The following is a 21,558-nucleotide window of genomic DNA, read 5'->3' on the forward strand; positions in this document are numbered from 1 at the left end:
GGGGATGTGACCCGGGCCATAACGTGAGTAACATTCGGCGCCATGACAGCTTCGGGCCTGCCCCGCCGGGTGCACCTCGGGTACGCGCTGGGTTCCCTGGTCACCGGCGCGTTCGGCACCGTGCCCGGGCTGCTCCTGCTGCCGTACCTCACCGACACGCTCGGCGTCGCCGCCGGGCTGGCCGCGCTGCTGGTGCTGCTGCCGAAGGCGTGGGACGTGCTCGTCAACCCGGTCGCCGGGCGGATCTCCGACCGGACCCGCTCCCGCTGGGGCGCGCGCCGTCCGTACCTGCTCGGTGGCGGGCTGGCACTCGCTGTCCTGTTCGCCTCGATCTTCGCGGCGCCGTTCGCGAACGGTCCGGCCGCCGCCGCGTACGTGGCGCTGGCGTTCCTGGCGACGGCCACCGCGTTCGCGTTCTTCCAGGTGCCCTACGTGGCCATGCCGGCCGAGCTGACCGCCGACCCGGCGGAGCGTACCCGGTTGATGACCTGGCGGATCGCGGTGCTGGCGCTGGCCATCCTGGTCTCCGGCGCGGTGGCCCCGGCGGTGGTGAGCGCGGGCGGCGACGGCGTGCCCGGCCACCGGTGGATGGGTCTGTTCGTGGCCGCGCTGATCGTCGCCGGCACCGTCGGCGTGTTCCTCGGCACCCGATCCGCGCCGACCGGCACGGTGGGGGAGAGCGAACCGAGTCTGCGCGCGCAGCTCGCTGTCGCCACCGGCAACCGGCCGTTCCGGGTGCTGCTGATCTGCTTCGTGATCCAGTCCGCCGGGGTGGCCACCGTGCTGGCCGGGGTGAAGTACTTCGCCGATCAGGTGCTGCGCGAGCCGGACAGCGGCCCGACGCTGCTGTTCGCCTGCTTCGTCGCGCCCGCGCTGCTGGTCATGCCGCTGTGGTCCCGGGCGGGCGCCCGGCTGGGCAAGCGGGCGTCGCTCGTCGCCGCGTCGCTGATCTTCGCCGCGGGCGCGCTGGCCCTGGTCGCCGCGCCCGCTCTGCCCGCCGCCGCGGCCTACGCGGTGGTCGCGGTGATCGGCGTCGGGTACGCAGGCCAGCAGGTGTTCGCGCTGGCCATGCTGCCGGACTGCATCGCGTACGACACGGCGCGCACCGGGCGGCGGCAGGCGGGCGTGTTCACCGGGCTGTGGACGGCAGGGGAGACGTTCGGGCTGGCGCTGGGGCCGGGCATCTACGGCCTGGTGCTCCAGCTCTCCGGCTACGTCTCCTCGTCCACCGGCACCGCCGCCGTCCAGTCCGACACGGCCCGTCTCGGCGTGCTGCTCGGCTTCACAGTGCTGCCCGCCCTGCTGGTGGCGATCCCGCTGGTGCTGCTGCGCGGCTACACCCTGACCCCGGCCCAGCTGGCCACCGCGTCCGGGGCCACAGTGCCCGAGGCCACAGCGTCCGGAACCACCGAGGCCGACGCCCCGGTCACGCGGGCGTGAGCACCGTCCGGCCCGTCCACGAGAGGAACCACCCGATGACCGACACGGCAAGCGTGGGCGCGCTGCCCGCGCGGGGGATGCCCGCGGCGGACGTACTAGGCGAGATCCGCGCGCTGCGGGCCGCCGACCGGCCGACCCACGGCGGGCGGCTGTTCGCGTACGTCTACGACCCCGGCGTGGCCGGACTGGACGAGCTGGCGCAGGCCGCGTACGCGGAGAGCGCGCACGTCAACGGCCTCGACCCGACCGCGTTCCCGTCCTTGCTGGCGATGGAGAACGCGCTCGTCGGCGCCGCCGCGCGTCTGCTCGGCGGCGGTCCCGGCACCGGCGCGCCGGACGTGGTCGGCAGCGTCACCAGCGGCGGCACCGAGTCGCTGCTGCTCGCCGTCAAGGCGGCCCGGGACGCCCGCCCCGACCTGACCGAGCCGCGGATCGTGGCGCCGGCCAGCGCGCACGCCGCGTTCGCCAAGGCGGCGCACTACCTGCGGGTCACGCTGGACACCGTGCCTGTCGACCCGGTGACGCTGCGGCCGGACCCGGCCGTGGTGGCCGCCGCGATCCGCCCGGAGACCGTGCTGGTGGTGGCCTCCGCCCCGTCGTACGCGCACGGGGTGGTCGACCCGGTGACCGAGATCGCTGCCGTCGCGCAGGCCGCGGGTGTGCGCTGCCACGTGGACGCCTGCTTCGGCGGCTGGGCGCTGCCCTGGCTGCGCCGGCTCGGCGCGCCGGTGCCGCCGTTCGACTTCGCCGTACCCGGGGTCACCTCGATCTCGGTCGACCTGCACAAGTACGCGTACGCGCCGAAGGGCGTCTCGGTCCTGCTGCACCGCGATCCGGCGCTGCGCGCCCCGCAGTTCTTCGCGTACGCCGACTGGCCCGGGTACACGATGGTCAACCCGGTGATCGCCTCCACCCGGTCCGGCGGGCCGATCGCCGCCGCGTACGCCACACTTCGCCACCTCGGCGAGGACGGCTACCTGCGGCTGGCCGCCGCCACCCGGGACGCGGTAACCGGGCTGGCCGACGCGGTACGGGCCACCGGAGGCCTGCGGCTGATGGCCGAACCGGAGACCACAGTGGTCTGCTTCACCAGCGACGATCCGGGGCTCGACCTGTTCGTGCTCGTCGACGAGCTGACCGCGCGTGGCTGGCACACCCAGCCCCAGCTCACGTACGCCGATCTGCCGGCCAGCGTGCACCTCACGGTGACTGCGGCGGTGGCGCCCCGGGTGGCCGAGTTCGGCCCGGCGCTGGCCGAGGCGGTCGCGGCGGCCCGCGCCGCCGGGCCGGTCGTGCTGCCGCCGGAGCTGCTGGCGCTGGCCGGCAGCCTCGCGCCGGAGGCGCTCACCCCCGAGCTGGTGGCCGGACTGGCAGGCGGCCTCGGCCTGGCCGGCGGCGCCGGTGTGCCGGACCGGATGGCGGTGGTGAACACGCTGCTGGACGCCGCCCCGGCGCGGCTGCGGGAACGGCTGCTCGCGGAGTTCGTCGGGTTGCTCCAGCGTCCGGCCTGGTGACGCCGCGACGCCCGGCCGGCGCGTGGGCGCCGGCCGGGCGGGCGACGGGTCAGCTCGCGGCGGCCGCGGTCACCGTGAACGACGTGGTGTTGTCCGACGGGTCCACGTCCTGCGGGTCCTCGGCCTGCCAGAAGTAGCTCCCGGTCACGGTGAGGCTGCCGGTGCCCAACTCGCCCGCCGCCGTGCCGACGGGCGCGCTGAGGAAGACGTCGAAGGTGCGCTCCTCGCCCGGCATGAACCGGCCGCCCGGCACGGTGAACCCGAGCGGGAAGCTCGGCATGTCCTGCGGCTCGATGTGGTCGACCTGCACCCCCGCGGGCAGGGCGGCGGCGACGTTGAGAGCGAAGGTCGGCGCGTCGTTGCCGTAGCGCACGGTGACCGGCATCCGGCCGAGCAGGGTGCCGTCCGGCTGCGGGGTCAGCGTCACGGCGCTGCCCCGGATGCTGAGGTCGGTGTCGACGGCCTGCACGTACGGCCGCGGCTTGCGCAGGCTGCCGGTGGTGGAGCGGAAGAGGGTGGTGAAGCCGGTGGCGTCCGAGGCCGCGGCGGCGCCGTCCGGGACGACCTCGATCCGCCCGCCGTTCGCGACCATCGGGTACGTGCGCGCCGTGGTCCAGACGTGGAAGCCCAGCCGGAAGGTGAGGCTCTTGCCGGCCTCGATCTGCTCGCCGCCGCAGCCGATCACCAGCCGGTTCTCCACCAGGCGGTCGTAGAAGCAGCCGCCGCCGGGCTCGATGGAGGTGAACGACGCCCCCGCCGGTTCGGTGACGACCAGGCTCACCGACGTCGCGGTCGACCGCCGGTTGGTCACCGTCGCGGTGAGCGTCCCGACGTACCCCCGGTCGGTCGGGTCGAGGACGAGCCGCTGGGCCGTGACGTCGACGCGGCCGGTGGCGGCGCTCGGCGCGGCGGCGGCCGGCGCGGCCAGGGTGATCAGTGCGGCGGTCCCACCGAGCAGTGCGGTGGCGATCCGTGCCGTACGTGTGGTCATGCTGTTCCTCCCGTGATTCCCCGTTGCCGGACGGCGGCATCTCCGTCCGTCCGATGCCGGTGACACGTCCAGACGGGACGGTCGGTTGCGATCTGTCGGTCAGCCGACGGAGGTCAGCTCGACCTCGTTGTCCTTCCAGTTCAGGTCGTTCCAGTACCGCTCCTGCGAGTCGATGTGGATCGCCCGCAGCGTCGGCGGCTCGTCGGCGGTCGCCGGATGGTCGAACGTGAACGTGTACGTCCTGCTCGCGCCTACCGACAGGGTGTCCAGCACGCAGGCGATGCCCCCGTCGAGCCGTACGTTCCGGCACCGGTCCAGGGCGGACCCGTTCGGTCTCGTGTAGTCGTACCAGCCGGTGAACCCGAGCTGGCGCACGCTCACCGGCCCATGATTCACCACCGTCACGGTGACCGTGACCTTCCGGATCCCCTTCTTGTCCGGCGGCCCGGCCACGACGTCGCGGGCGGTCATCGTGAGGTCGGTCAGACGGGGGTCGGTGCCGAACTTCGTGGGTCCGTCGACCTGCCGGAACCGTTCACCGTTCCAGGCGTACGTCCGCCACTGCCGTTGCGGCGTCCATTCGGGCGTGCCGCAACAGGGCTGGATGTCGGCGACGTGCGCCCGGACCTCCCCGCCGTCCCGCACCGAGAACTCGGTGATGTCATCCATGCCCTCACGGGTGCCGACCACCCGGCCCATGGTGATGATCCGGCCGTCGCCGTCCCGGTCGAAGGCGAGCACCTGTTTGCCCGACGCCTCGCCGTAGCGGCAGGCGACGAGGACGACCGTCTCGGTCGCGCCGTCGCCGTCGAGGTCGGTGTACTCCGGCCCGGCGAGCAGCGTCGGGACCGATTCGTCCTGCGGGCCGGAACGGAGCCGGACGTCGTCACTGACACAGGTCTTCGGTGCGTCGGGCCAGGACACGAGGTCGAGCTGGGCCGCGAGCAGCTGGGACCGCGTGATCCGCCCGTCCGGAGCGGCCGGGGTCGAGCCGGCCGTGCTCGGCGGCGGCGTCGACGGTGGCGGCGACGTGCTCTCGGACGGAGTCGGGGTGACTGTCTGCGCGGGCGCCGGGGGCGGTCCGGGCCGCCGGTCCAGGGCGGCGTTCGCGCCCACCGGGATCACCACGGCAAGCACCACGGCCGCCGCGGTGACCACCGCTGTACGTCGGCGGCGGCGCCGGACCGTGCGCCGGACCGCGGCCGTCCCGGCCGGGTGCACCACAGGCGTGTACGCCGTGCGGAACTCGGCGAACTCGCCGCCGATCAGGATGTCGTCGGGCTCAGTCATGGTGGTTCACCTCGCTCGTGGTGGTGAGCTTCGCCGCCAGCGCGGTCCGCCCCCGGTACAGCCAGGACTTGACGGTGCCCTCCGGCACGTCCTCCTGCGCCGCGATCTGCGCGACGCTCAGATCGGCCAGGTAGTGCAGCACCACGGCGCGGCGCTGATGCGGCGGCAGCTCGGCCAGCGCGGCGGTCAGCGCGACCCGGTCCGGCCCCGGCCCCGGCACGTACTCCTCCCGCTGGCGGTGCAGCCACGCCTGGGCCGTCCGCAGCCGCCGCCAGCGGCTGGTGGCCAGGTTCCAGGCCACCCGGCGGACCCAGGCCACCGGATCGTCGTAGCGGGACACCCGGGACCAGCGGGCGAACGCCCGGCAGAACGCCTCCTGCACCATGTCCTGCGCCTGGGACAGGTCACCGCAGTAGGCGGTGAGCTGAAGCGTCAGGGACCGGAAGTGTGCGTGGTAGAGCCCGTCGAAGTCGACCGCCTCGCGCCTCTCGGCGCGCCTCGCTGTCCCCTCGGGTGGCTCGTCGAGCATCGGCTCCCTCGTCACCGTCACCTGGTCCTCCCCGTGTGCGTACCGCCGACGCGGTCACGCCGGTCACACGCCCTGACGCCCGTACCGGTTGCGGGGGTTGCCGATCCGGGCGCTGTGGTTGACTGTCGGTTCAGGGACAGCGGAATTTCGCAGACAGGGGAGGGCCCGAGGTGCAGGTGCCGGCCGTGCTCGGCGAGCCGATCCGGTTCGTGCTGAACTGGGGCCGCCGCTACTCGCTCTGGGTGTTCAACTTCGGCCTGGCCTGCTGCGCCATCGAGTTCATCGCCACCAGCATGGGCCGGCACGACTTCATGCGGCTCGGCGTGATCCCGTTCGCCCACGGGCCCCGGCAGGCCGACCTCATGGTGGTCAGCGGCACCGTCACCGACAAGATGGCCCCGGCGGTCAAGCGGCTCTACGACCAGATGCCCGAGCCGAAGTACGTGATCTCGTTCGGCGCCTGCTCCAACTGCGGCGGCCCGTACTGGGACTCCTACTCGGTGACCAAGGGCGTCGACCAGCTCATCCCCGTCGACGTGTACGTGCCCGGCTGCCCGCCGCGCCCCGAGGCGCTGCTGCACGGCATCCTGCGCCTCCAGGAGAAGATCGCCGCCGAGCAGTCAGGCATCGGCGGCGTGCCCCGGCCCGACGCGCTCACCTCCCCGGCGGACGCTGTGGCGCGGCCGGTCGAGGCGCTCACCGCACCCCCGGTACGTCCGCCGGTCGGCTGAACCGCCAGGTGGCGGCGCGGGGCTAGCCTGCGGCTCATGACCGACCTCGCGGAGAAGCGCTCCGCATTCATCATCGACGTGCTGACCGACGAGTTCGGCGCGTCCATGGCGATCGACCCGGCGGCGTTCCGCCGCAAGTTCCGCAAGATGGCGGCGTCACCGTTCGCCTTCTACCGGGGCAGCGCCGCGCTGTTCTACGCCGACCAGCGCGGCGACTTCGGCAGCGACCGGTTCCTCGACGAGCGGACCAGCCGGGTGTGGATCCACGGTGACCTGCACGCCGAGAACTTCGGCACCTACATGAACGCCTCCGGGCAGCTCGTGTTCAACGTCAACGACTTCGACGAGGCGTACGTCGGGCCGTTCACCTGGGACCTGAAGCGGTTCGCCGCCAGCGTGGCGCTGCTCGGCTACGCCAAGGCGCTCTCCGACCGGGTGATCGGCGAACTGGTGACCGGCTTCGCCCGGTCGTACCTGGCCGAACTGCGGGCCATCGCCGCGGGCGGGGACGACGCGATCGGCTCGATCACGCTCGACAACGCCGACGGTGTGCTGCGCCGGGTGCTCCAGCAGGCGCGGCTGAACACCCGGGTGGACCTGCTCGCCGCGCAGACCACGATCGACAACTACGAGCGCCGGTTCTCCCTCGGCGACGGCGTCCACGAGATCGACGACGCCACCCGGGAGAAGGTCTGCGCCGCGTTCGCCGACTACCTGCACACGCTGCCGGACTCGACCACCCGGATGCGCCCGGTGGCCGCCGGCATCAAGGACGTGGTGCTGCGCAAGGGCGTCGGCATCGGGTCGGCCGGGCTGCCGTCGTACAACCTGCTGCTGGAGGGGCACACCCAGGCGCTGGAGAACGACGTCGTCATCTACATGAAGCAGGCGCAGGTGCCGGCCGTGGCGCGGTACGTCGACGACGAGCGGGTCCGGTCGTACTTCCGGCACCAGGGGCACCGCACCGCCGAGTCGCAGCGCGCGTTGCAGGCGCACGCCGACCCGTGGCTGGGCTTCACCGAGCTGGACGGCGTCGGGCAGCTCGTCGCCGAGGTGTCCCCGTACGCGGCGGACCTGGACTGGGCCGACGTGAACGAGCCGGAGGCACTGGCCGGCGTGCTCGCCGACCTGGGCCGGGCGGTGGCCCGGATGCACTCGGTCGCCGACGACGAGTCCAGCCACGACCTGGTCGACTACTCCACCGAGGAGGCGATCGTCGCGGTCGTCGACGCCGACCCGGAGGCGTTCGTCGGCTACCTGGTCGACTTCGGCCACCGGTACGGGATCCGGGCGCGCGAGGACCACCAGCTCTTCGTGGACCTGTTCCGCAACGGCCGGCTACCAGGCATCTGAGAGGGCCGGGGCGCCGGATCCGGCGCCCCGCCTCACTGCGTGAAGTCCAGCACCGCCTTGATGTCCTCGCCGACCGAGGCGTACGCCTCGCGGTAGTTCGACAGCGGCACCCGGCGGGTGATCAGCGACGTCAGCCACGACTGTTCGGCCTGGGCGAGCGCCTCGGCGGCCATCTCCCAGTGCCGCCGCCCGGCGTTCACCGAGCCGAACACCACGTTGTTCTCCAGCACCAGCTCCCGGTTGAGCGCACCGGCGTCGAAGTTGATCGTCCGGCCGCCGCTGGAGACGCCGGTCAGGCAGACGATGCCGGTGGGCGCGGCCTTGCACATGGCGTCGAGCACCACAGTGGGCGCGCCGGTGCACTCGATCACCACGTCCGGCTTCACGTCCAGCTCGGGCACGGTCGCCGTGTGGTACGTCGCCCCGAGCGCGCGGACCAGCTCCGGCTTCGGCCCGGTGGTGTTGCGGTCCAGCACGTGCACCGACAGCCCACGCTGGCTGCCGAGCAGCGCGGCCAGCAGCCCGATCGGCCCGGCACCGGTGACCAGCACGGTCATCGGTTTCCACTCGGCCCGGCGGCCGATCCGCTCGATGTGGTCCCACGCCTTCGCCACCACGCTCGTCGGCTCCAGCAGCACGCCCACTGATGCGAGTGCCGGGTCCAGGCCGACGGCGAACTTGGGCTGCAACCGCCAGCGCTCCCGGGCGAAACCGGGCAGTGCCTTGATGCCGTGCTCGGTGTACTGGCCGTTGCGGCACATGTCCCACTCGTCCACCGCGCAGTTCGCGCAGGGCACCGGATCGGGGTGGCGGACCACACCGGCGACCAGGTCACCGGTGTGCAACGTGCCGGTCGGATCATCCAGCACACGGCCCAGCGACTCGTGCCCGAGCACCAGCCGCTCCTGGCCCGGCGGCGCCTCGCCGTACTCGCCCGCGACGATCTCGTGGTCGGTGCCGCAGACACCCACAGCCAGCGCCTCGATCAGGATCGCGCCCTCCTCGGGCGGTGGCTCGGGCCAGTCCTCGACGAGCCGCAGCGAGTCCGGGACACCGGGGGTCACAGTCACAGCGCGCACGGACCTCATCTTTCCGCGCGCTCGCCCCGCCCGCCCGGCAAAGCGGCGATCCCGGCACGGGCGGCCCGGCCCGGTCCGCAGCCGTCGGCCATAGGATCAGCGCATGACTCCGGAAGAGGTCGGCCGGCGAGTGGTCGCGCTGCTCGCGCCCGTCGAGGCCACCGCATCGGTCTCCGGCGGTCAGGGGTACGCCCGCGCCACCGTCGACGTACCCCTGGCGAGCTGGGCGGACGCGGTGCGTGCGGCGCGCGACGACGCCGAGCTGGATCTCGATTTCCTGGACTGGCTGTCGGCGGTGGACGAGCTGGCCGACGGCTTCGACGTGGTGCTGCACCTCTGGTCGGTCCGGCACCGGCACGGGCTGCTGCTGCGCACCCGGGTGCCCCGGGACACGCCTGTCGTCGCGTCGGTGGTCGACCTGTTCCCCGGCGCCGCGTGGCACGAGCGCGAGACGCACGAGATGTTCGGCATCGACTTCGCCGGCCACGGTGAGCTGCGGCCGCTGCTGCTGCCACCGGAGTTCGAGGGGCACCCGCTGCGCAAGGAGTTCGTCCTCGCCTCCCGGGTCGCCAAGCCGTGGCCCGGCGCGAAGGAGCCGGGCGAGTCGGAGGCGGGCGGCGGCCGCCGGCCGGTCCGGCCGCCGGGCGTGCCCGCGCCGGGTGAGTGGGGCACGACGCCCACGCCGGCGGGTGCGGCCGGCGCGGGTGAGGGCCCCCGAGGGGGTACGCCGGCGCGCCCGGCCCGCGAACGGCCGGCGCGGCCCGCTCCGGGCGAGCGTCCGGCTCGGCCCGCTCCGGGCGAGCGTCCGGCGCGGCCTGCTGCCGCTGAGCGCCCGGCGCGGCCGACTGCCGGGGATGCTCCGGAGCGGGCTGTTTCCGGGGAGCCCGGGGCGGGGTCCGCTGCTGCTCCGGCGACCGACGACGCGGGTCCGCTCGGGCGGCCGCTGCCGGGGGAACGGCCGACCGGGCCGCCCCGCCAGGAGCCGGAGCCCGACGCGGCGGGGGAGAGCTGATGCCGGACTGGTTGGAGCTGGTCCTGCGCGTGGCAGGCGTGCTCGTCGCGTTCCTCACGCTGCCGCTGATCGTGGGCCAGGCCGAGCACAAGGTGATGGCGCACATGCAGGGCCGGCTGGGCCCGATGTACGCGGGCGGCTTCCACGGCTGGGCGCAACTGGTCGCCGACGGCATCAAGTTCGTGCAGAAGGAGGACGTCACCCCGCGCGACGCGGACCGGCCGGTGTTCCGGCTGGCGCCCGCTGTGGCGCTGGTGCCGTACCTGCTCGTGCTGCTCGTCATCCCGCTCGGGCCGGGTGACCTGGTCGCCCAGCCGCTGGACATCGGCCTGTTCTTCGTGCTCGCCGTGGTGGGCGTCGGCGTGCTGGCCGTGCTCATGTCCGCGTGGGCGTCGGCGAACAAGTACAGCCTGCTCGGCGGGCTGCGCGGCGCCGCCCAGCTGCTCGGGTACGAGCTGCCGCTGGTGCTGGCCGCCGCCTCGGTGGCGATGGCGGCGGGCACGCTCAGCCTGCCCGGCATCGTGGAGGCCTGGCAGCCTTGGTGGCTGCTGTGGCAGGCACCGGCCATGGTGATCTTCTTCGTGGCGGGGCTGGCGGAGATCCGCCGTCCGCCGTTCGACATGCCGGTGGCCGACTCCGAGCTGGTCTTCGGCTACATGACCGAGTACACCGGCCTGCGGTTCGCGTTCTTCCTGCTCGCCGAGTACGTGGGCATCGTGGTGATCGCGGCGCTGACCACCGTGCTGTTCCTCGGCGGCTGGCAGGGCCCGTTCGCCGACGCGCAGCTCGGCTGGCTGTGGACGCTGCTGAAGGTCTTCGCCGTCGCCTTCGTGATCATCTGGCTGCGGGTGAGCTACCCGAGGCTGCGCGAGGACCAGCTCCAGCGCCTCTGCTGGCTGGTCCTGGTCCCCCTGGCCCTGGCCCAGCTCGTCCTGACCGCCGCAGTCCGCCTGGCCCTGTAGCCCGCCCGCCCAGCCCCTCCCCGCCCTCTCCTCGCCCTCCGCCCCTCCCTGTCCCCGTCGATCTTGCACTTCCTGCCCCGGCGAAAGGGGCAAGACGCCCAGGTTCCGGGCCCGAAGTGCAAGATCGGCGAGGCGAGGCGAGGACGGGGCGAGGGCAGGGCGAGGGTGGGGCGAGACGGGGCGGGGGAGGGAGCGGGTCAGCGCAACGGGGTGTGGGCGGGGTCTACCCGCTCGGACGGGGGTGGGGGCGGGGGTGGGGTGCCGTCGCCGAAGGGACGACCGCCCAGCTCCTCCCGCCCGTGCGGGATCAGCCAGTTGCTCAGGTCGGGGCCGAGCGGCACGATCCCCGTCGGGTTGATGTCCCGGTGGACCTCGTAGTAGTGCCGCTTGATGTGGTCGAAGTCGATCGTGTCGCCGAACCCGGGCGTGGTGAACAGGTCCCGCGCGTACGCCCACAGCACCGGCATCTCGCTGAGCTTCTGCCTGTTGCACTTGAAGTGCCCGTGGTAGACCGGGTCGAAGCGCACGAGCGTGGTGAACAGCCGTACGTCCGCCTCGGTGATCGTGTCGCCGACCAGGTACCGCTGCCCGGCGAGCCGCTCGCTCAGCCAGTCCAGCCGGTCGAACAGCCTGTGGTACGCCTTGTCGTACGCCTCCTGGCTGCCGGCGAAGCCGCACCGGTAGACGCCGTTGTTGACGTCCGCGAAGACGACTCCGTTCACCTCGTCGATCTCGCCGCGCAGCGGTTCCGGGTAGAGGTCCGGCGCGCCCGGCCGGTGGTGCGCCGTCCACTCGGTCGTGAGGTCCAGGCTCATCTGCGCGTAGTCGTTCGTCACCACCTGCCCGGTGGGCACGTCGACGAGCGCCGGCACTGTGATGCCGCGCTCGTAGCCGGGGAAGCGGGCGAAGTACGCGTCGGCCAGCCGCTCGATGCCGAGCACCGGGTCCTTGCCGTCCGGGTCGAGGTCGAACGTCCAGCTCCGCTTGTCGTGGGTGGGCCCGGCCACGGCCATCGAGATGGCGTCCTCCAGCCCGAGCAGGCGCCTGATGATGATCAGCCGGTTGGCCCAGGGGCAGGCCCGGCTGACCGCCAGCCGGTAGCGCCCCGGCTCCACCGGCCAGCCGTCCCGCTCGTCGGCGGTGATCCGGGTGGCGATGTAGCGCTGGTCCCGGGTGAACTCACCACCCGGCTCCACGTACTTGCCGCCGGTCCGGTCCAGGACCTCGTCGTCGCTGCCCACACCCACCTCCGAGTTCGCCTTTCGTTCCCATCATGGTCGCTCCGGCGGCTCCCGGCAGGGCGAGTGCCCCGGAGAGGGGCATAGGCTGCCCGCCGTGACCGATGTGGAGGCGGCAGCCCGGCGTTTCGTCGCCGACGTGTGGAACGCGGGGCGCGAGGAGAGCGCGTACGAGCTGGTGGCGGCGGACTGCCCGGGCCTGGGCGGCACCGGCCCGGCGGCGATGCTGGCGTGGCACCGGGACCGGCGGGCGTCGTTCCCCGACCTGCGCTACAAGATCGTCGACGTGGTGGCGACCGGTACGCGGGTGGCGGTGCGCTGGCGGGCCGCCGGCACCCAGGCCGGCCAGTTCGGCCCGGTGCCGCCGACCGGCCGCGTGGTCAGTTATTCGGGCGCGACGTTCCTGCGCTTCGACGACGACGGCCGGATCGTGGACGTGTGGAGCGTCAACGAGCTGTTCCAGGTGCTCCAGCAGCTCGGCGTGGAGATGCTGCCTCCGCTCACACCCGGCGAGGCGTGATCCGGCCGCCCGCGCGGGCCAAAGCGCCGGGTGGTGGTCGCGCGCGCCCGGGCCACAGGGCAGGATGGGCGGCATGAGCGAGCACGGTGGAGTGCCCGGCGGGGGCCTGGTGAAGGGCCTGGCGGTCACGTTGAAGACGATGACCCGCCGCTCGACCACCCAGCAGTACCCGGACGTCGAGCCTGAGCTGCCGCCCCGCTCCCGTGGCGTGATCGCGCTGCTGGAGGAGAACTGCACGGTCTGCATGCTCTGCGCGCGCGAGTGCCCGGACTGGTGCATCTACATCGACTCGCACAAGGAGGAGGTGGCGGTGCCCGGCGCCGCCCGCCCCCGCCAGCGCAACGTGCTCGACAAGTTCGACATCGACTTCTCGCTCTGCATGTACTGCGGCATCTGCGTCGAGGTCTGCCCGTTCGACGCGCTCTACTGGTCGCCCGAGTTCGAGTACGCCGAGTACGACATCAAGAACCTGCTGCACGACAAGGACCATCTGGGCGAGTGGATGGCCACCGTGCCGCCGCCGCCGGCTCACGACCCGCTCGGCGACCCCTCCAAGGAGGAGACCACCGCCGCCCGGAAGGCGGCGGGTCCGTCGGCCCGTCCGGCTCCTTCCCGGGTACGCCCCGACGCCGCCACCGATCCGGGCGGAGGCACCGTCTCATGACCGGTGCGGACGTCCTGCTGCTCGCGCTGGGCGCGGTGGCGGTGGGCGCGGGTGCGCTGGTGGTCGCGACCCGCCACCTGGTCCGGGCCGGGTTGTGGCTGGTGGTGTGCCTGGGCGCGCTGGCTGGTGACTACCTGGTGCTGACCGCCGAGCTGGTGGCCTGGGTGCAGGTGCTCATCTACGTGGGCGCGGTGGTGGTGCTGCTGCTGTTCGCGGTGATGCTGACCCGCGCGCCGATCGGCCCGTCGGACGACCTGGACCGGCCGGGCTGGGCCGCAGCGCTCGTCGGCGCGGGCAGCGGCCTCGGCCTGGCGGTGCTGCTGATCGACGCGTTCCGCTGGTCCCGGGTGGACCTGCCCGCCGCCGGCACCGCCGAGCGCCTCGGCGAGCAACTGTTCCGTTCCTGGGTGCTGCCGTTCGAGGTGCTGTCGGTGCTGCTGCTGGCCGCGCTGGTCGGCGCGATCGTGCTGTCCCGCCCGGACATCGGCCGCCGGTCCACCGACACCAGCGCGGCGCAACCAGCCGACGAGGGCAGGCGCCCGTGAGGCCGGTCATCCCGTACGTCACCGCCGCGCTGCTGTTCGGCCTCGGCGTGTACGGCGTGCTGCGCCGCCGCAACGCCGTCCTGGTGCTGATGGCGGTGGAGTTGATGCTGAACGCGGTGAACCTGGTGCTGGTCACCGCCGACACCACCGTCAAGGCCGTGCTGCCGCACTCCGGGCAGGTGTTCGCGCTGTTCGTGATCGTGCTGGCCGCCGCCGAGATCGGTGTCGGGCTCGCCATCGTGCTCCAGCTCTACCGGCTGCGCGCCAGCGTCACGGTCGACGACGTGCCGCTCGACGAGCCGGCGCCGGCGGTCGCGGTGGCCCCGGGCGGGCTGCCGACGCCGGAAGCGCCGGGCACGGAAGGAGCGGTCCGGTGAGCACGCCGACGCTGTGGCTCGCCGCGGTGCTGCCGGCGGCGCCGCTGGTCGCCGGGCTGCTCGGCCTGCTGCTGCCGCCCGCCCCGCGCCAGGACCGGGCGGCGGCCCGGCGGTCGGCTGTCGCGCTGGGCGTGGCCGGGGCGGCCGTGTCGCTGCTGGCCGCGCTGGCGCTGCTGGTCCGCGTGGACGCCCCGGTCGAGGCGTCCACCACCTGGGTCGACCTGGGCGGGCTGCGGGTCACGCTGGGCCTGCGGCTCGACGGCGTGGCGGTGCTCGTCGCCACCGCCGTCGCCGCCGTCGCGCTGGCAGTGCAGGTCTACTCGATCGGCTACCTGCGCCGGGGTCCGCACGACGACGTGGACGTCGACCACCGCTACCCGCCGTACGCGGCGCAGTTGAGCCTCTTCACCGCCGCCATGCTCACTGTGGTGGTGTCCGGCGACCTGATCATGCTGCTGGTCGGCTGGGAGGTGATGGGCGTCTGCTCGTACCTGCTCATCGCCCACGATCGGCGGCTGCCCGAGGCACCCGGCGCGGCGGTCAAGGCGTTCCTGGTCACCCGTGTGGGTGACGTCGGCTTCCTGCTCGGCATCGCGCTGCTCGGCGTGGGCGCGGGCAGCTTCCGGATCGCCGACGTGCTGGCGCACGACTACGGCACCGGCACGCTCACCGCCGCCTGTCTGCTGCTGCTCGCCGGGGTGGCGGGCAAGAGCGCCCAGTTCCCGCTGCACACCTGGCTGCCCGACGCGATGGCCGGTCCGACGCCGGTGTCCGCGCTGATCCACGCCGCCACCATGGTCGCCGCCGGGGTGTACGCGGTGGCCCGGCTGTTCCCGCTGTTCGAGCGCGCACCGGCCGCGCTCGCCGTGCTGGGCGTGATGGCCGCGATCACCATGCTGCTCGGCGCGTTCGCCGCCACCGCGCAGGACGACATCAAGCGCGTGCTCGCCTGGTCGACCGTGTCGCAGATCGGCTACATGACCGGCGCGCTGGCGGTCGGCGCACCTGCTGCCGCGCTGTTCCACCTGCTCACCCACGCCGCGTTCAAGGCGCTGCTGTTCCTCGCCGCCGGTGCGGTGATCCACGCCGTCGGCACCACGCTGATGTCCCGGATGGGCGGCCTGCGTGCCGCCATGCCCGTCACGTTCTGGTGCATGGTGGTCGGCCTGGGCGCGCTCGCCGGCGTACCCCCGCTCTCGGGTTTCTGGAGCAAGGACGGCGTGCTCGCCGCCGCCGAGGCGGCCGCGCTCGACGGCGCCGGGCCGACCGCCGCCTGGGTGGGCTGGCTGGTCTGGCTGGCCGGGCTGGTCGGCGTGGCGGTGACCGCCTGGTACGCGACCCGCCTGCTGCTGCGCACGTTCCTCGGCCGGACACGCACGCCGCTGCTGCGCCCGCACGACCCGCCCGCGCTGCTGCGCTGGCCGGTGCTGCTGCTCACGGCCCCGGCCGCGCTGCTCGGCCTGGCCGCGTTCGCGCCCTGGTTCGCCGACCGGCTGCGCGTGCCCGGCGACGACACCGGCGAGGCGGTCGAGCTGGTGCACCTGGCGCCGAACCTGATCCTGCCGTTCCTGCTGCTGCTCGCCGGCGCGGGCGTCGCCTGGGCGGGCTGGCGCCGCGACCCGGCCGCCGACCCGGCCCGCTTCCTGGGCCCGCTGCGGCCGGTCTTCGCCCGCGCGTTCCGGCTCGACGACGTCCAGCACGCCCTCGTCGTACGCCCGGCGGGCGCGCTCGCGCGGGTCGTGCGTACCGGTGACGAACTGGGCGTGGACGGGCTGGTCGAGGGCAGCGGCCGGGCGGCGGTCGAGGTGGGCGGCGGCCTGGCCGCGCTGCACCGGGCGGCGCTGCCGCGCGCGGCGGCCGGGGTGCTCGCGGGCGCGCTGCTGATCGGCCTCGCGGTCGCGCTGATCGGAGTGACCTCATGACGTTCGGGCAGGTCCTGCTGGTCGCCGTGGTGGCGGTTCCGGCGCTCGGCGCGCTGGCCACAGCCGTCGTGCCCGGCGACCGGGCCGGCCGGGTGGTCGGCACCGTTGCGGCCGCGCTGACGCTGCTGGCGACGCTGCCGCTGGTCGGCGGCGACCACGGCTGGTTCGGGTACGGGCCGCGCCCGGCGGTGCAGCCGTGGCACCAGGTCGACCTGACCTGGGTGCCCGGGCTCGACCTGCGCTTCCACCTCGGTGTGGACGGCATCTCCTGGCCGCTGGTGGTGCTGACCGCGCTGCTCACGCTGCTGTGCTGCGCGTACACGCTGTGGCGGGTGCCGCCCGGCGGCGGCAGCGGGCGGGCGCTGGTGGCGCTGCTGCTGGTGGTCGAGGTGGGCATCCTCGGCACGTTCCTCGCGCTCGACCTGGTGTTGTTCTTCCTGTTCTTCGAGGTCGTCCTGCTGCCGATGTACGCGGTGATCGCCGGCTGGGGCGGCGCGGACCGTCGTCGGGCGGCCCGCAAGTTCGCGCTCTACACGCTGTTCGGCTCGGTGCTGCTGCTGGTCGGCGTCTACGTGGTGGTGGCCGCCGCGGGCACCGCCGACCTGGTCGCGCTCACCGGCGGTGCCGGGCTGTCCCGGGGCACCCAGCTCGCCGCGTTCACGCTGCTGGCGCTGGCGTTCGCGGTGAAGAGCCCGCTCTGGCCGCTGCACTCGTGGCTGCCCGACGCGCACACCCAGGCGCCCACCGTGGGCAGCGTGATCCTCGCCGGGGTGCTGCTCAAGATGGGCACGTACGGGCTGATCCGGGTCGCCGTCGGCGTGGCCCCGGAGGGCGCCCGCTGGGCCGCGCCGGTGCTCGGCGTGCTCGCCGTCGCCGCGATCCTGGTCGGTGGGCTGGTCTGCCTCGCGCAGGACGACCTGAAGCGGCTGATCGCGTATTCCAGCGTCGGACACATGGGCTTCGTGCTGCTCGGGGTCGCCACGCTCACCGCCACCGGGATCCAGGCCGCGCTGATCGGCAACATCGCCCACGGTGTCATCACCGGCCTGCTGTTCTTCCTGGCCGGGGCGGTCAAGGACCGCGCGCACACCGGCTCGCTGGCCGAGCTGTCCGGGCTGCGGGAGACCGCGCCCCGGCTGGCCGGGCTGCTCGGCTTCGCGGCTGTCGCCTCGCTGGGGCTGCCCGGCCTGGCCGGGTTCTGGGGTGAGGCGTTCGCCGTGGTGGCCGCCGTGCAGCGGGGCGGCCCGCTCTGGCTGACCCTCGCCGTGCTCGCGGCGCTGGGCGGGGCGCTCACCGCCGCGTACTTCCTGCGGCTGCTGCGCCGGGTCACGCACGGGCGGCCCAGCCCGGCGGTGGCGGGGCTCGCACCCGGGCTGGCGAGGGCGGAACTGACCGCCTGGGCGCCGCTGGTGCTGCTCGCGCTCGCGGTCGGCCTGGCCCCGGCGCTCGTGCTGTCGTACGCCTCCGGTCCGGTGGAGGCGCTGCTGGGGGTCGTCCCATGAGCCTGGTGCAGAGTGTCGACAACGTGGCGATGCTGCCCGCGTACCTGGCCGCCGGCACGGCCGTGCTGGTGCTCCTGTTCGACCTGCTGGTGGCCCGGCCCGCCGTCACGGTGGCGGTGGCGGCGCTCGGCGCGGCCGGCACCGCGGCCGGCGCGGCACTGGTCGGGGCGGCCGGTGAGCGGCGCACGTTCTGCGTGGGCGACGACTGCTCCTGGGTGTGGGGTGGCCGGGCCGCGCTGGTCGGGGCCGTGATCGCCCTGCTCACGCTCGGCGTGCTGGCGCTGTCCGGTCCGCTGCTGCGCGCCGGGCGCACCCCGGTCGGCGAGTACTGCTTCCTGCTCGCCTGCGCGATGACAGGCGGCGTGGTGCTCGGCGCCGCCGGTGACCTGATCACGCTGATCGTGGCGCTGGAGACGCTGACGCTCCCGCTGTACGTGCTGGTCGGCCTGCGCCGGGGCAGCCTCGCCGGTGCCGAGGCGGCTGTGACGTTCTTCGTGGTCAGCGTGGTCGCCACCACAGTGACGCTGCTCGGCGCGGCGCTGCTCTACGCGGTCACCGGCACGCTGCACCTGGACCGGCTCGGCGCCACACTGACCGCCCGCGACGACCTGACCGATCTGCCGCTGACCACAGTCGCTGTGGCACTCGTGGTGGCCGGGCTGGCGTTCAAGGTCGCCGCCGTGCCGTTCCACGCCTGGGCCCCTGCCACGTACGACGGCGCGCCGCTGCCGGTGGCCGCGTACCTGTCGACCGCCTCGAAGCTCGGTGGCGTGGTGGCGCTGCTGGCTGTGGTGCAGCGGGCGCTGCCGGGTGACCTGACCGGCCCGGTGCTGGCGGCGCTGGCGGTGCTGACCATGACCGTCGGCAACCTGGTGGCGCTGCGTCAGCGGCGTACGGTGCGGTTGCTCGCCTGGTCGTCGGTGGCCCAGGCGGGGTACATCCTCGCCCCGCTGGGCGCGCTGGCGCTGGCCGCGGGCCGCACCGGCGACGCGCGGGCGGTCGCGTACGCCGCAGCCGTCGCGTACGCGATCTTCTTCGTGCTGCTGGAACTGGCCGCGTTCGCCGCTGTGGTGGCGTTGCGCCCGGCGGACGGTGACGGCGGCACGCTGGCCGACCTGCGCGGCGCGGCGCGGCGGCACCCCTGGGTGGGCGGCGCGTTCGCGCTGGCGCTGATCGGGCTGGCCGGGCTGCCGCCGGGCCTGGCCGGGCTGTTCGCCAAGGTGACGGTGGTACGCGCGCTGCTGGCCGGGAACGCGGGCTGGCTGGCGCTCGTGGTGGCGTTGAACGCGGTGATCGGCCTGGCGTACTACCTGCGGGTCACCGCCTCCCTCTACGCGACGCCGGCCGGCGTGGCGACGGTCCGGCCCGCCCGGACCGTGGTGCTGGCGCTCGGCGTGGCCACCGTCGCCGCGGTGGTGATCGGTTTCGCACCGCAGCTCGTGCTGGACGTGGCGGCGCGCTGACCGGTTCCTGCCCGGATGGGCGACCGCTTCAGCCTGCGCACAGCAACATCCAGGCAACTTTCAGCCATGAGCCGGATGGTTGACGGGTACCGGTGTGTTGAACCGGTCAGCGGGCCTCCCGCAAGGGCCCGTGCACCGAAGGAGAGATCGTGCATCACAACCGTCTCAAGACCGCAGCGCTGCTCGGCCTGTTGACCTCGCTGATCCTCGCGATCGGCTACTGGTTCGGCGGTAGCGGCGGTCTCGTCATCGCCGTCGTCGTCTCGTTGCTGATGAACGGCGTCACCTACTTCTACTCCGACAAGCTCGCACTGCGCTCGATGAAGGCGCAACCGGTCAGCGAGGCACAGTTCCCCGAGCTGTACCAGATGGTGCGGGAGCTCTCCACGCAGGCCGGCAAGCCGATGCCGCGGCTCTACGTGAGCCCGACGTCGCAGCCCAACGCGTTCGCCACCGGTCGTAACCCGGAGAACGCGGCGGTCTGCGTCACCCAGGGCATCGTGGAGATCCTGGACTACCGGGAGCTGCGTGGCGTGATCGGCCACGAGCTGTCCCACGTCTACAACCGGGACATCCTGATCTCCAGCGTGGCTGCCGGCCTGGCCGGCATCATCACCATGCTGGCCAACCTGGCCTGGTTCATCCCGCTGGGCTCCTCGGACGACGAGGACGCCCCGAACCCGGCCGTGCTGCTGCTCACGCTGATCCTCGGCCCGATCGCCGCCACGGTGATCCAGCTCGCGATCAGCCGGAGCCGGGAGTTCCAGGCCGACCAGTCCGGCGCCGAGCTGAGCCGCGACCCGCTGGCCCTGGCCAGCGCCCTCCGAAAGATCCACATGGGTACGCAGGCGCGCCCGCTGGCGCCCCAGGGCCAGCTCGCCAGCACCGCCCACCTGATGATCGACAACCCGTTCAAGCGGGGCGGCGGCATCGCCGCGATGTTCGCCACCCACCCGCCGATGGAGCAGCGGGTGGCCCGCCTGGAGCAGATGGCCCGCAACTCCGGGCCGGTGCAGTTCCAGCGCTGACCCGCCGTACTCCCCACCGCGCCCGCGTCCCACGACGCGGGCGCGGTGGTGTGTCCGGGCACAATGCGTTTCCCCCGGTCAGGTCACGCCGTTAGGGTCGAAACGTCTCCCGCTCATTACCCTCCTGGAGGTCGACTGTGGCCGCACTGCGCCAGTACCAGGGCGTCTGGCGGATCCCCGGCGCGCCGATGCTGCTGATCCTCGGCATCATCGGCCGGCTCGGGATCGGCATGACCCCGCTGGCGCTGCTGCTCGTCGTCGAGCAGGTCACCGGCCGGTACTCCCTGGCCGCCGTCGCCGGCGGCATCTACGCGCTCTCCGGCGCCGCGCTCAGCCCGGTCGCCGGCCGGATCGCCGACCGGGTCGGACCCACCCCCGTCCTGCTGCTCACCGCGGTCACCCACCCGCTCGCCCTGATCGGGCTGCTCGTCGCCACCCGCTCCGACAGCGGCAACCTCGGGCTGATCTACCTGGCCTCGGGCGTCGCCGGAGCCACGTACCCGCCGCTCACAGCCGCGATCCGGGGCGCCTGGAACGACCTCACCGCCCCCGCCACCGGCCGGGCGCACCTGCGCAACACCGCGCTCGCCGCCGAGACCACCCTCTTCGAGGTCGTGTTCGTGATCGGGCCGCTGCTGGTAGCCGGCTTCGTGCTGCTCGCCGACGCCTCCGCCGCGCTCGTCGGCGCCGCGGTGGTAACCCTGATCGGCACCGGCACCGTCGCGCTCGGACGGGTCATGCGCGGCTGGCGCCCGCACCCCCGCGAGCACCACGCAAGGGGCCTCGGCCCGCTGCGGCTCGGCGGCTTCCCCGCGCTGCTGCTCTGCGTGGCGAGCCTCGGCATCGCGTTCGGCGCCTCCGGCGTCATCGTCCCGGCCTTCGCCGGGAACTCCGGCGCCGACGACCCGGAGAGCCTTGCCGGCGTGCTGCTCGCCGTCTGGGGCATCGGCAGCGCCATCGGCGGTTTCTGGTTCGGCGTACGCAAGCCCGCCGCCAACATGACCCGCCAGTTCGCCTGGCTGCTCGGCACCGTCGCGGCCAGCTTCGCCGTCTTCGCGGTGATGCCCGGCCCGGCCGCGCTCGGCGTCGCGCTGGTGCTCGGCGGCGCGGCCATCGCCCCCGCGCTCACCCTGGAGAACACGCTCGTCGGGCGGATCACCCCGGCCGGCATGCTGAACGAGGCGTACACCTGGGTGGTGACCATGTCGGTGGCGGCGAGCGCCGCCGGCGGCTCGATCGCGGGCCTGATCATCGACCACGCCGGCGGCGTCTCCTGGGCGTTCGTCTTCGCCGGGGTGGCGGTCGCCGTCGGAGCCGCGGTCGCCGCGCTGCCCGGCGGCCCGATCGCCCGGGCCGAGGCCACAGCGGTACGCGCCGAGCAGACGCTCGCCGCCTGAC

General features: G+C 73.7%; 19 protein-coding genes and 1 pseudogene. 15 read left to right on the plus strand and 5 right to left on the minus strand.

The features are described from left to right. The first annotated feature begins 42 nt into the window (after nt 1-42). Both FB455_RS16270 and FB455_RS16275 read left to right on the plus strand, forming a co-directional pair. The gene (locus FB455_RS16270) at nt 43-1,440 is read left to right on the plus strand and encodes an MFS transporter (RefSeq protein ID WP_013288681.1); all 1,398 of its coding nucleotides are present in this window, start codon (nt 43-45) and stop codon (nt 1,438-1,440) included. A 35-nt stretch (nt 1,441-1,475) separates the two neighbouring features. After that, nucleotides 1,476-2,954, plus strand: a complete 1,479-nt coding sequence (locus FB455_RS16275; protein WP_013288680.1) for a pyridoxal phosphate-dependent decarboxylase family protein — start codon at nt 1,476-1,478, stop codon at nt 2,952-2,954. 49 nt (nt 2,955-3,003) lie between these two features. Here FB455_RS16275 and FB455_RS16280 read toward each other — a convergent pair whose 3' ends face one another. The 3 genes from FB455_RS16280 to FB455_RS16290 all read right to left on the minus strand — a co-directional run bounded on the left by FB455_RS16280 (nt 3,004) and on the right by FB455_RS16290 (nt 5,785). Then, complete coding sequence (locus FB455_RS16280) at nt 3,004-3,945, minus strand: hypothetical protein (RefSeq protein WP_013288679.1); 942 nt, start codon at nt 3,943-3,945, stop codon at nt 3,004-3,006. A gap of 99 nt (nt 3,946-4,044) precedes the next feature. Next, nucleotides 4,045-5,235: a hypothetical protein gene (locus tag FB455_RS16285; RefSeq protein ID WP_013288678.1), complete on the minus strand. Its 1,191-nt coding sequence runs from the start codon at nt 5,233-5,235 to the stop codon at nt 4,045-4,047. Continuing rightward, nucleotides 5,228-5,785: an RNA polymerase sigma factor gene (locus tag FB455_RS16290; protein ID WP_013288677.1), complete on the minus strand. Its 558-nt coding sequence runs from the start codon at nt 5,783-5,785 to the stop codon at nt 5,228-5,230. The genes FB455_RS16285 and FB455_RS16290 overlap by 8 nt, the downstream gene beginning before the upstream one ends. A 149-nt stretch (nt 5,786-5,934) precedes the next feature. Here FB455_RS16290 and FB455_RS16295 point away from each other — a divergent pair, with 149 nt between their 5' ends. Continuing rightward, nucleotides 5,935-6,495: an NADH-quinone oxidoreductase subunit B gene (locus FB455_RS16295; protein WP_013288676.1), complete on the plus strand. Its 561-nt coding sequence runs from the start codon at nt 5,935-5,937 to the stop codon at nt 6,493-6,495. Between the two features lie 36 nt (nt 6,496-6,531). Then, nucleotides 6,532-7,848 (plus strand): DUF2252 domain-containing protein, encoded by a 1,317-nt coding sequence (locus tag FB455_RS16300; RefSeq protein ID WP_013288675.1) that lies wholly within the window; start codon nt 6,532-6,534, stop codon nt 7,846-7,848. 32 nt (nt 7,849-7,880) lie between these two features. Here FB455_RS16300 and FB455_RS16305 read toward each other — a convergent pair whose 3' ends face one another. Beyond that, nucleotides 7,881-8,927 carry a glucose 1-dehydrogenase gene (locus FB455_RS16305; protein WP_186466407.1) on the minus strand — a complete coding sequence of 349 codons (1,047 nt, stop codon included), beginning with the start codon at nt 8,925-8,927 and terminating at the stop codon, nt 7,881-7,883. Nucleotides 8,928-9,030: 103 nt separating this feature from the next. Here FB455_RS16305 and FB455_RS16310 point away from each other — a divergent pair. After that, nucleotides 9,031-9,678 (plus strand): annotated as a pseudogene (locus FB455_RS16310) (NADH-quinone oxidoreductase subunit C); the annotation flags it as partial. A 260-nt stretch (nt 9,679-9,938) separates the two neighbouring features. After that, nucleotides 9,939-10,901, plus strand: coding sequence for an NADH-quinone oxidoreductase subunit NuoH (nuoH, locus tag FB455_RS16315; protein WP_013288672.1), 963 nt, complete (start codon nt 9,939-9,941; stop codon nt 10,899-10,901). Nucleotides 10,902-11,098: 197 nt separating this feature from the next. Here the strand turns inward: nuoH and FB455_RS16320 are convergent, their stop codons facing one another. Further along, nucleotides 11,099-12,142 (minus strand): glutathione S-transferase family protein, encoded by a 1,044-nt coding sequence (locus FB455_RS16320; RefSeq protein WP_013288671.1) that lies wholly within the window; start codon nt 12,140-12,142, stop codon nt 11,099-11,101. A gap of 94 nt (nt 12,143-12,236) precedes the next feature. On the opposite strand from FB455_RS16320, the gene FB455_RS16325 reads away from it, so the two are divergent. The 9 genes from FB455_RS16325 to FB455_RS16365 all read left to right on the plus strand — a co-directional run bounded on the left by FB455_RS16325 (nt 12,237) and on the right by FB455_RS16365 (nt 21,557). Then, nucleotides 12,237-12,659, plus strand: a complete 423-nt coding sequence (locus tag FB455_RS16325; RefSeq protein ID WP_013288670.1) for an ester cyclase — start codon at nt 12,237-12,239, stop codon at nt 12,657-12,659. Between the two features lie 73 nt (nt 12,660-12,732). Then, nucleotides 12,733-13,323 (plus strand): NuoI/complex I 23 kDa subunit family protein, encoded by a 591-nt coding sequence (locus FB455_RS16330; RefSeq protein ID WP_013288668.1) that lies wholly within the window; start codon nt 12,733-12,735, stop codon nt 13,321-13,323. Further along, nucleotides 13,320-13,868 carry an NADH-quinone oxidoreductase subunit J family protein gene (locus FB455_RS16335; RefSeq protein ID WP_145753925.1) on the plus strand — a complete coding sequence of 183 codons (549 nt, stop codon included), beginning with the start codon at nt 13,320-13,322 and terminating at the stop codon, nt 13,866-13,868. The genes FB455_RS16330 and FB455_RS16335 overlap by 4 nt, the downstream gene beginning before the upstream one ends. After that, nucleotides 13,865-14,245: an NADH-quinone oxidoreductase subunit NuoK gene (gene nuoK, locus FB455_RS16340; RefSeq protein WP_013288666.1), complete on the plus strand. Its 381-nt coding sequence runs from the start codon at nt 13,865-13,867 to the stop codon at nt 14,243-14,245. Before FB455_RS16335 ends, nuoK begins: the two co-directional genes overlap by 4 nt. Continuing rightward, nucleotides 14,242-16,167, plus strand: coding sequence for an NADH-quinone oxidoreductase subunit 5 family protein (locus FB455_RS16345; RefSeq protein ID WP_145753927.1), 1,926 nt, complete (start codon nt 14,242-14,244; stop codon nt 16,165-16,167). Before nuoK ends, FB455_RS16345 begins: the two co-directional genes overlap by 4 nt. Next, entirely contained in the window at nt 16,164-17,669 is a 1,506-nt protein-coding gene (locus tag FB455_RS16350) for an NADH-quinone oxidoreductase subunit M (RefSeq protein ID WP_145753929.1), read from the plus strand. The genes FB455_RS16345 and FB455_RS16350 overlap by 4 nt, the downstream gene beginning before the upstream one ends. Further along, the gene (locus tag FB455_RS16355) at nt 17,666-19,132 is read left to right on the plus strand and encodes a proton-conducting transporter transmembrane domain-containing protein (RefSeq protein ID WP_145753931.1); all 1,467 of its coding nucleotides are present in this window, start codon (nt 17,666-17,668) and stop codon (nt 19,130-19,132) included. The genes FB455_RS16350 and FB455_RS16355 overlap by 4 nt, the downstream gene beginning before the upstream one ends. 149 nt (nt 19,133-19,281) lie before the next feature. After that, a complete protein-coding gene (gene htpX, locus FB455_RS16360; RefSeq protein WP_030269305.1) occupies nt 19,282-20,160 on the plus strand; it encodes a zinc metalloprotease HtpX in 879 nt (292 codons plus the stop codon). A 137-nt stretch (nt 20,161-20,297) separates the two neighbouring features. Next, nucleotides 20,298-21,557, plus strand: coding sequence for an MFS transporter (locus FB455_RS16365; protein WP_013288661.1), 1,260 nt, complete (start codon nt 20,298-20,300; stop codon nt 21,555-21,557). Nucleotide 21,558 lies beyond the last annotated feature (1 nt).

The sequence above is a fragment of the Micromonospora sp. CNZ296 genome, from assembly GCF_007827635.1.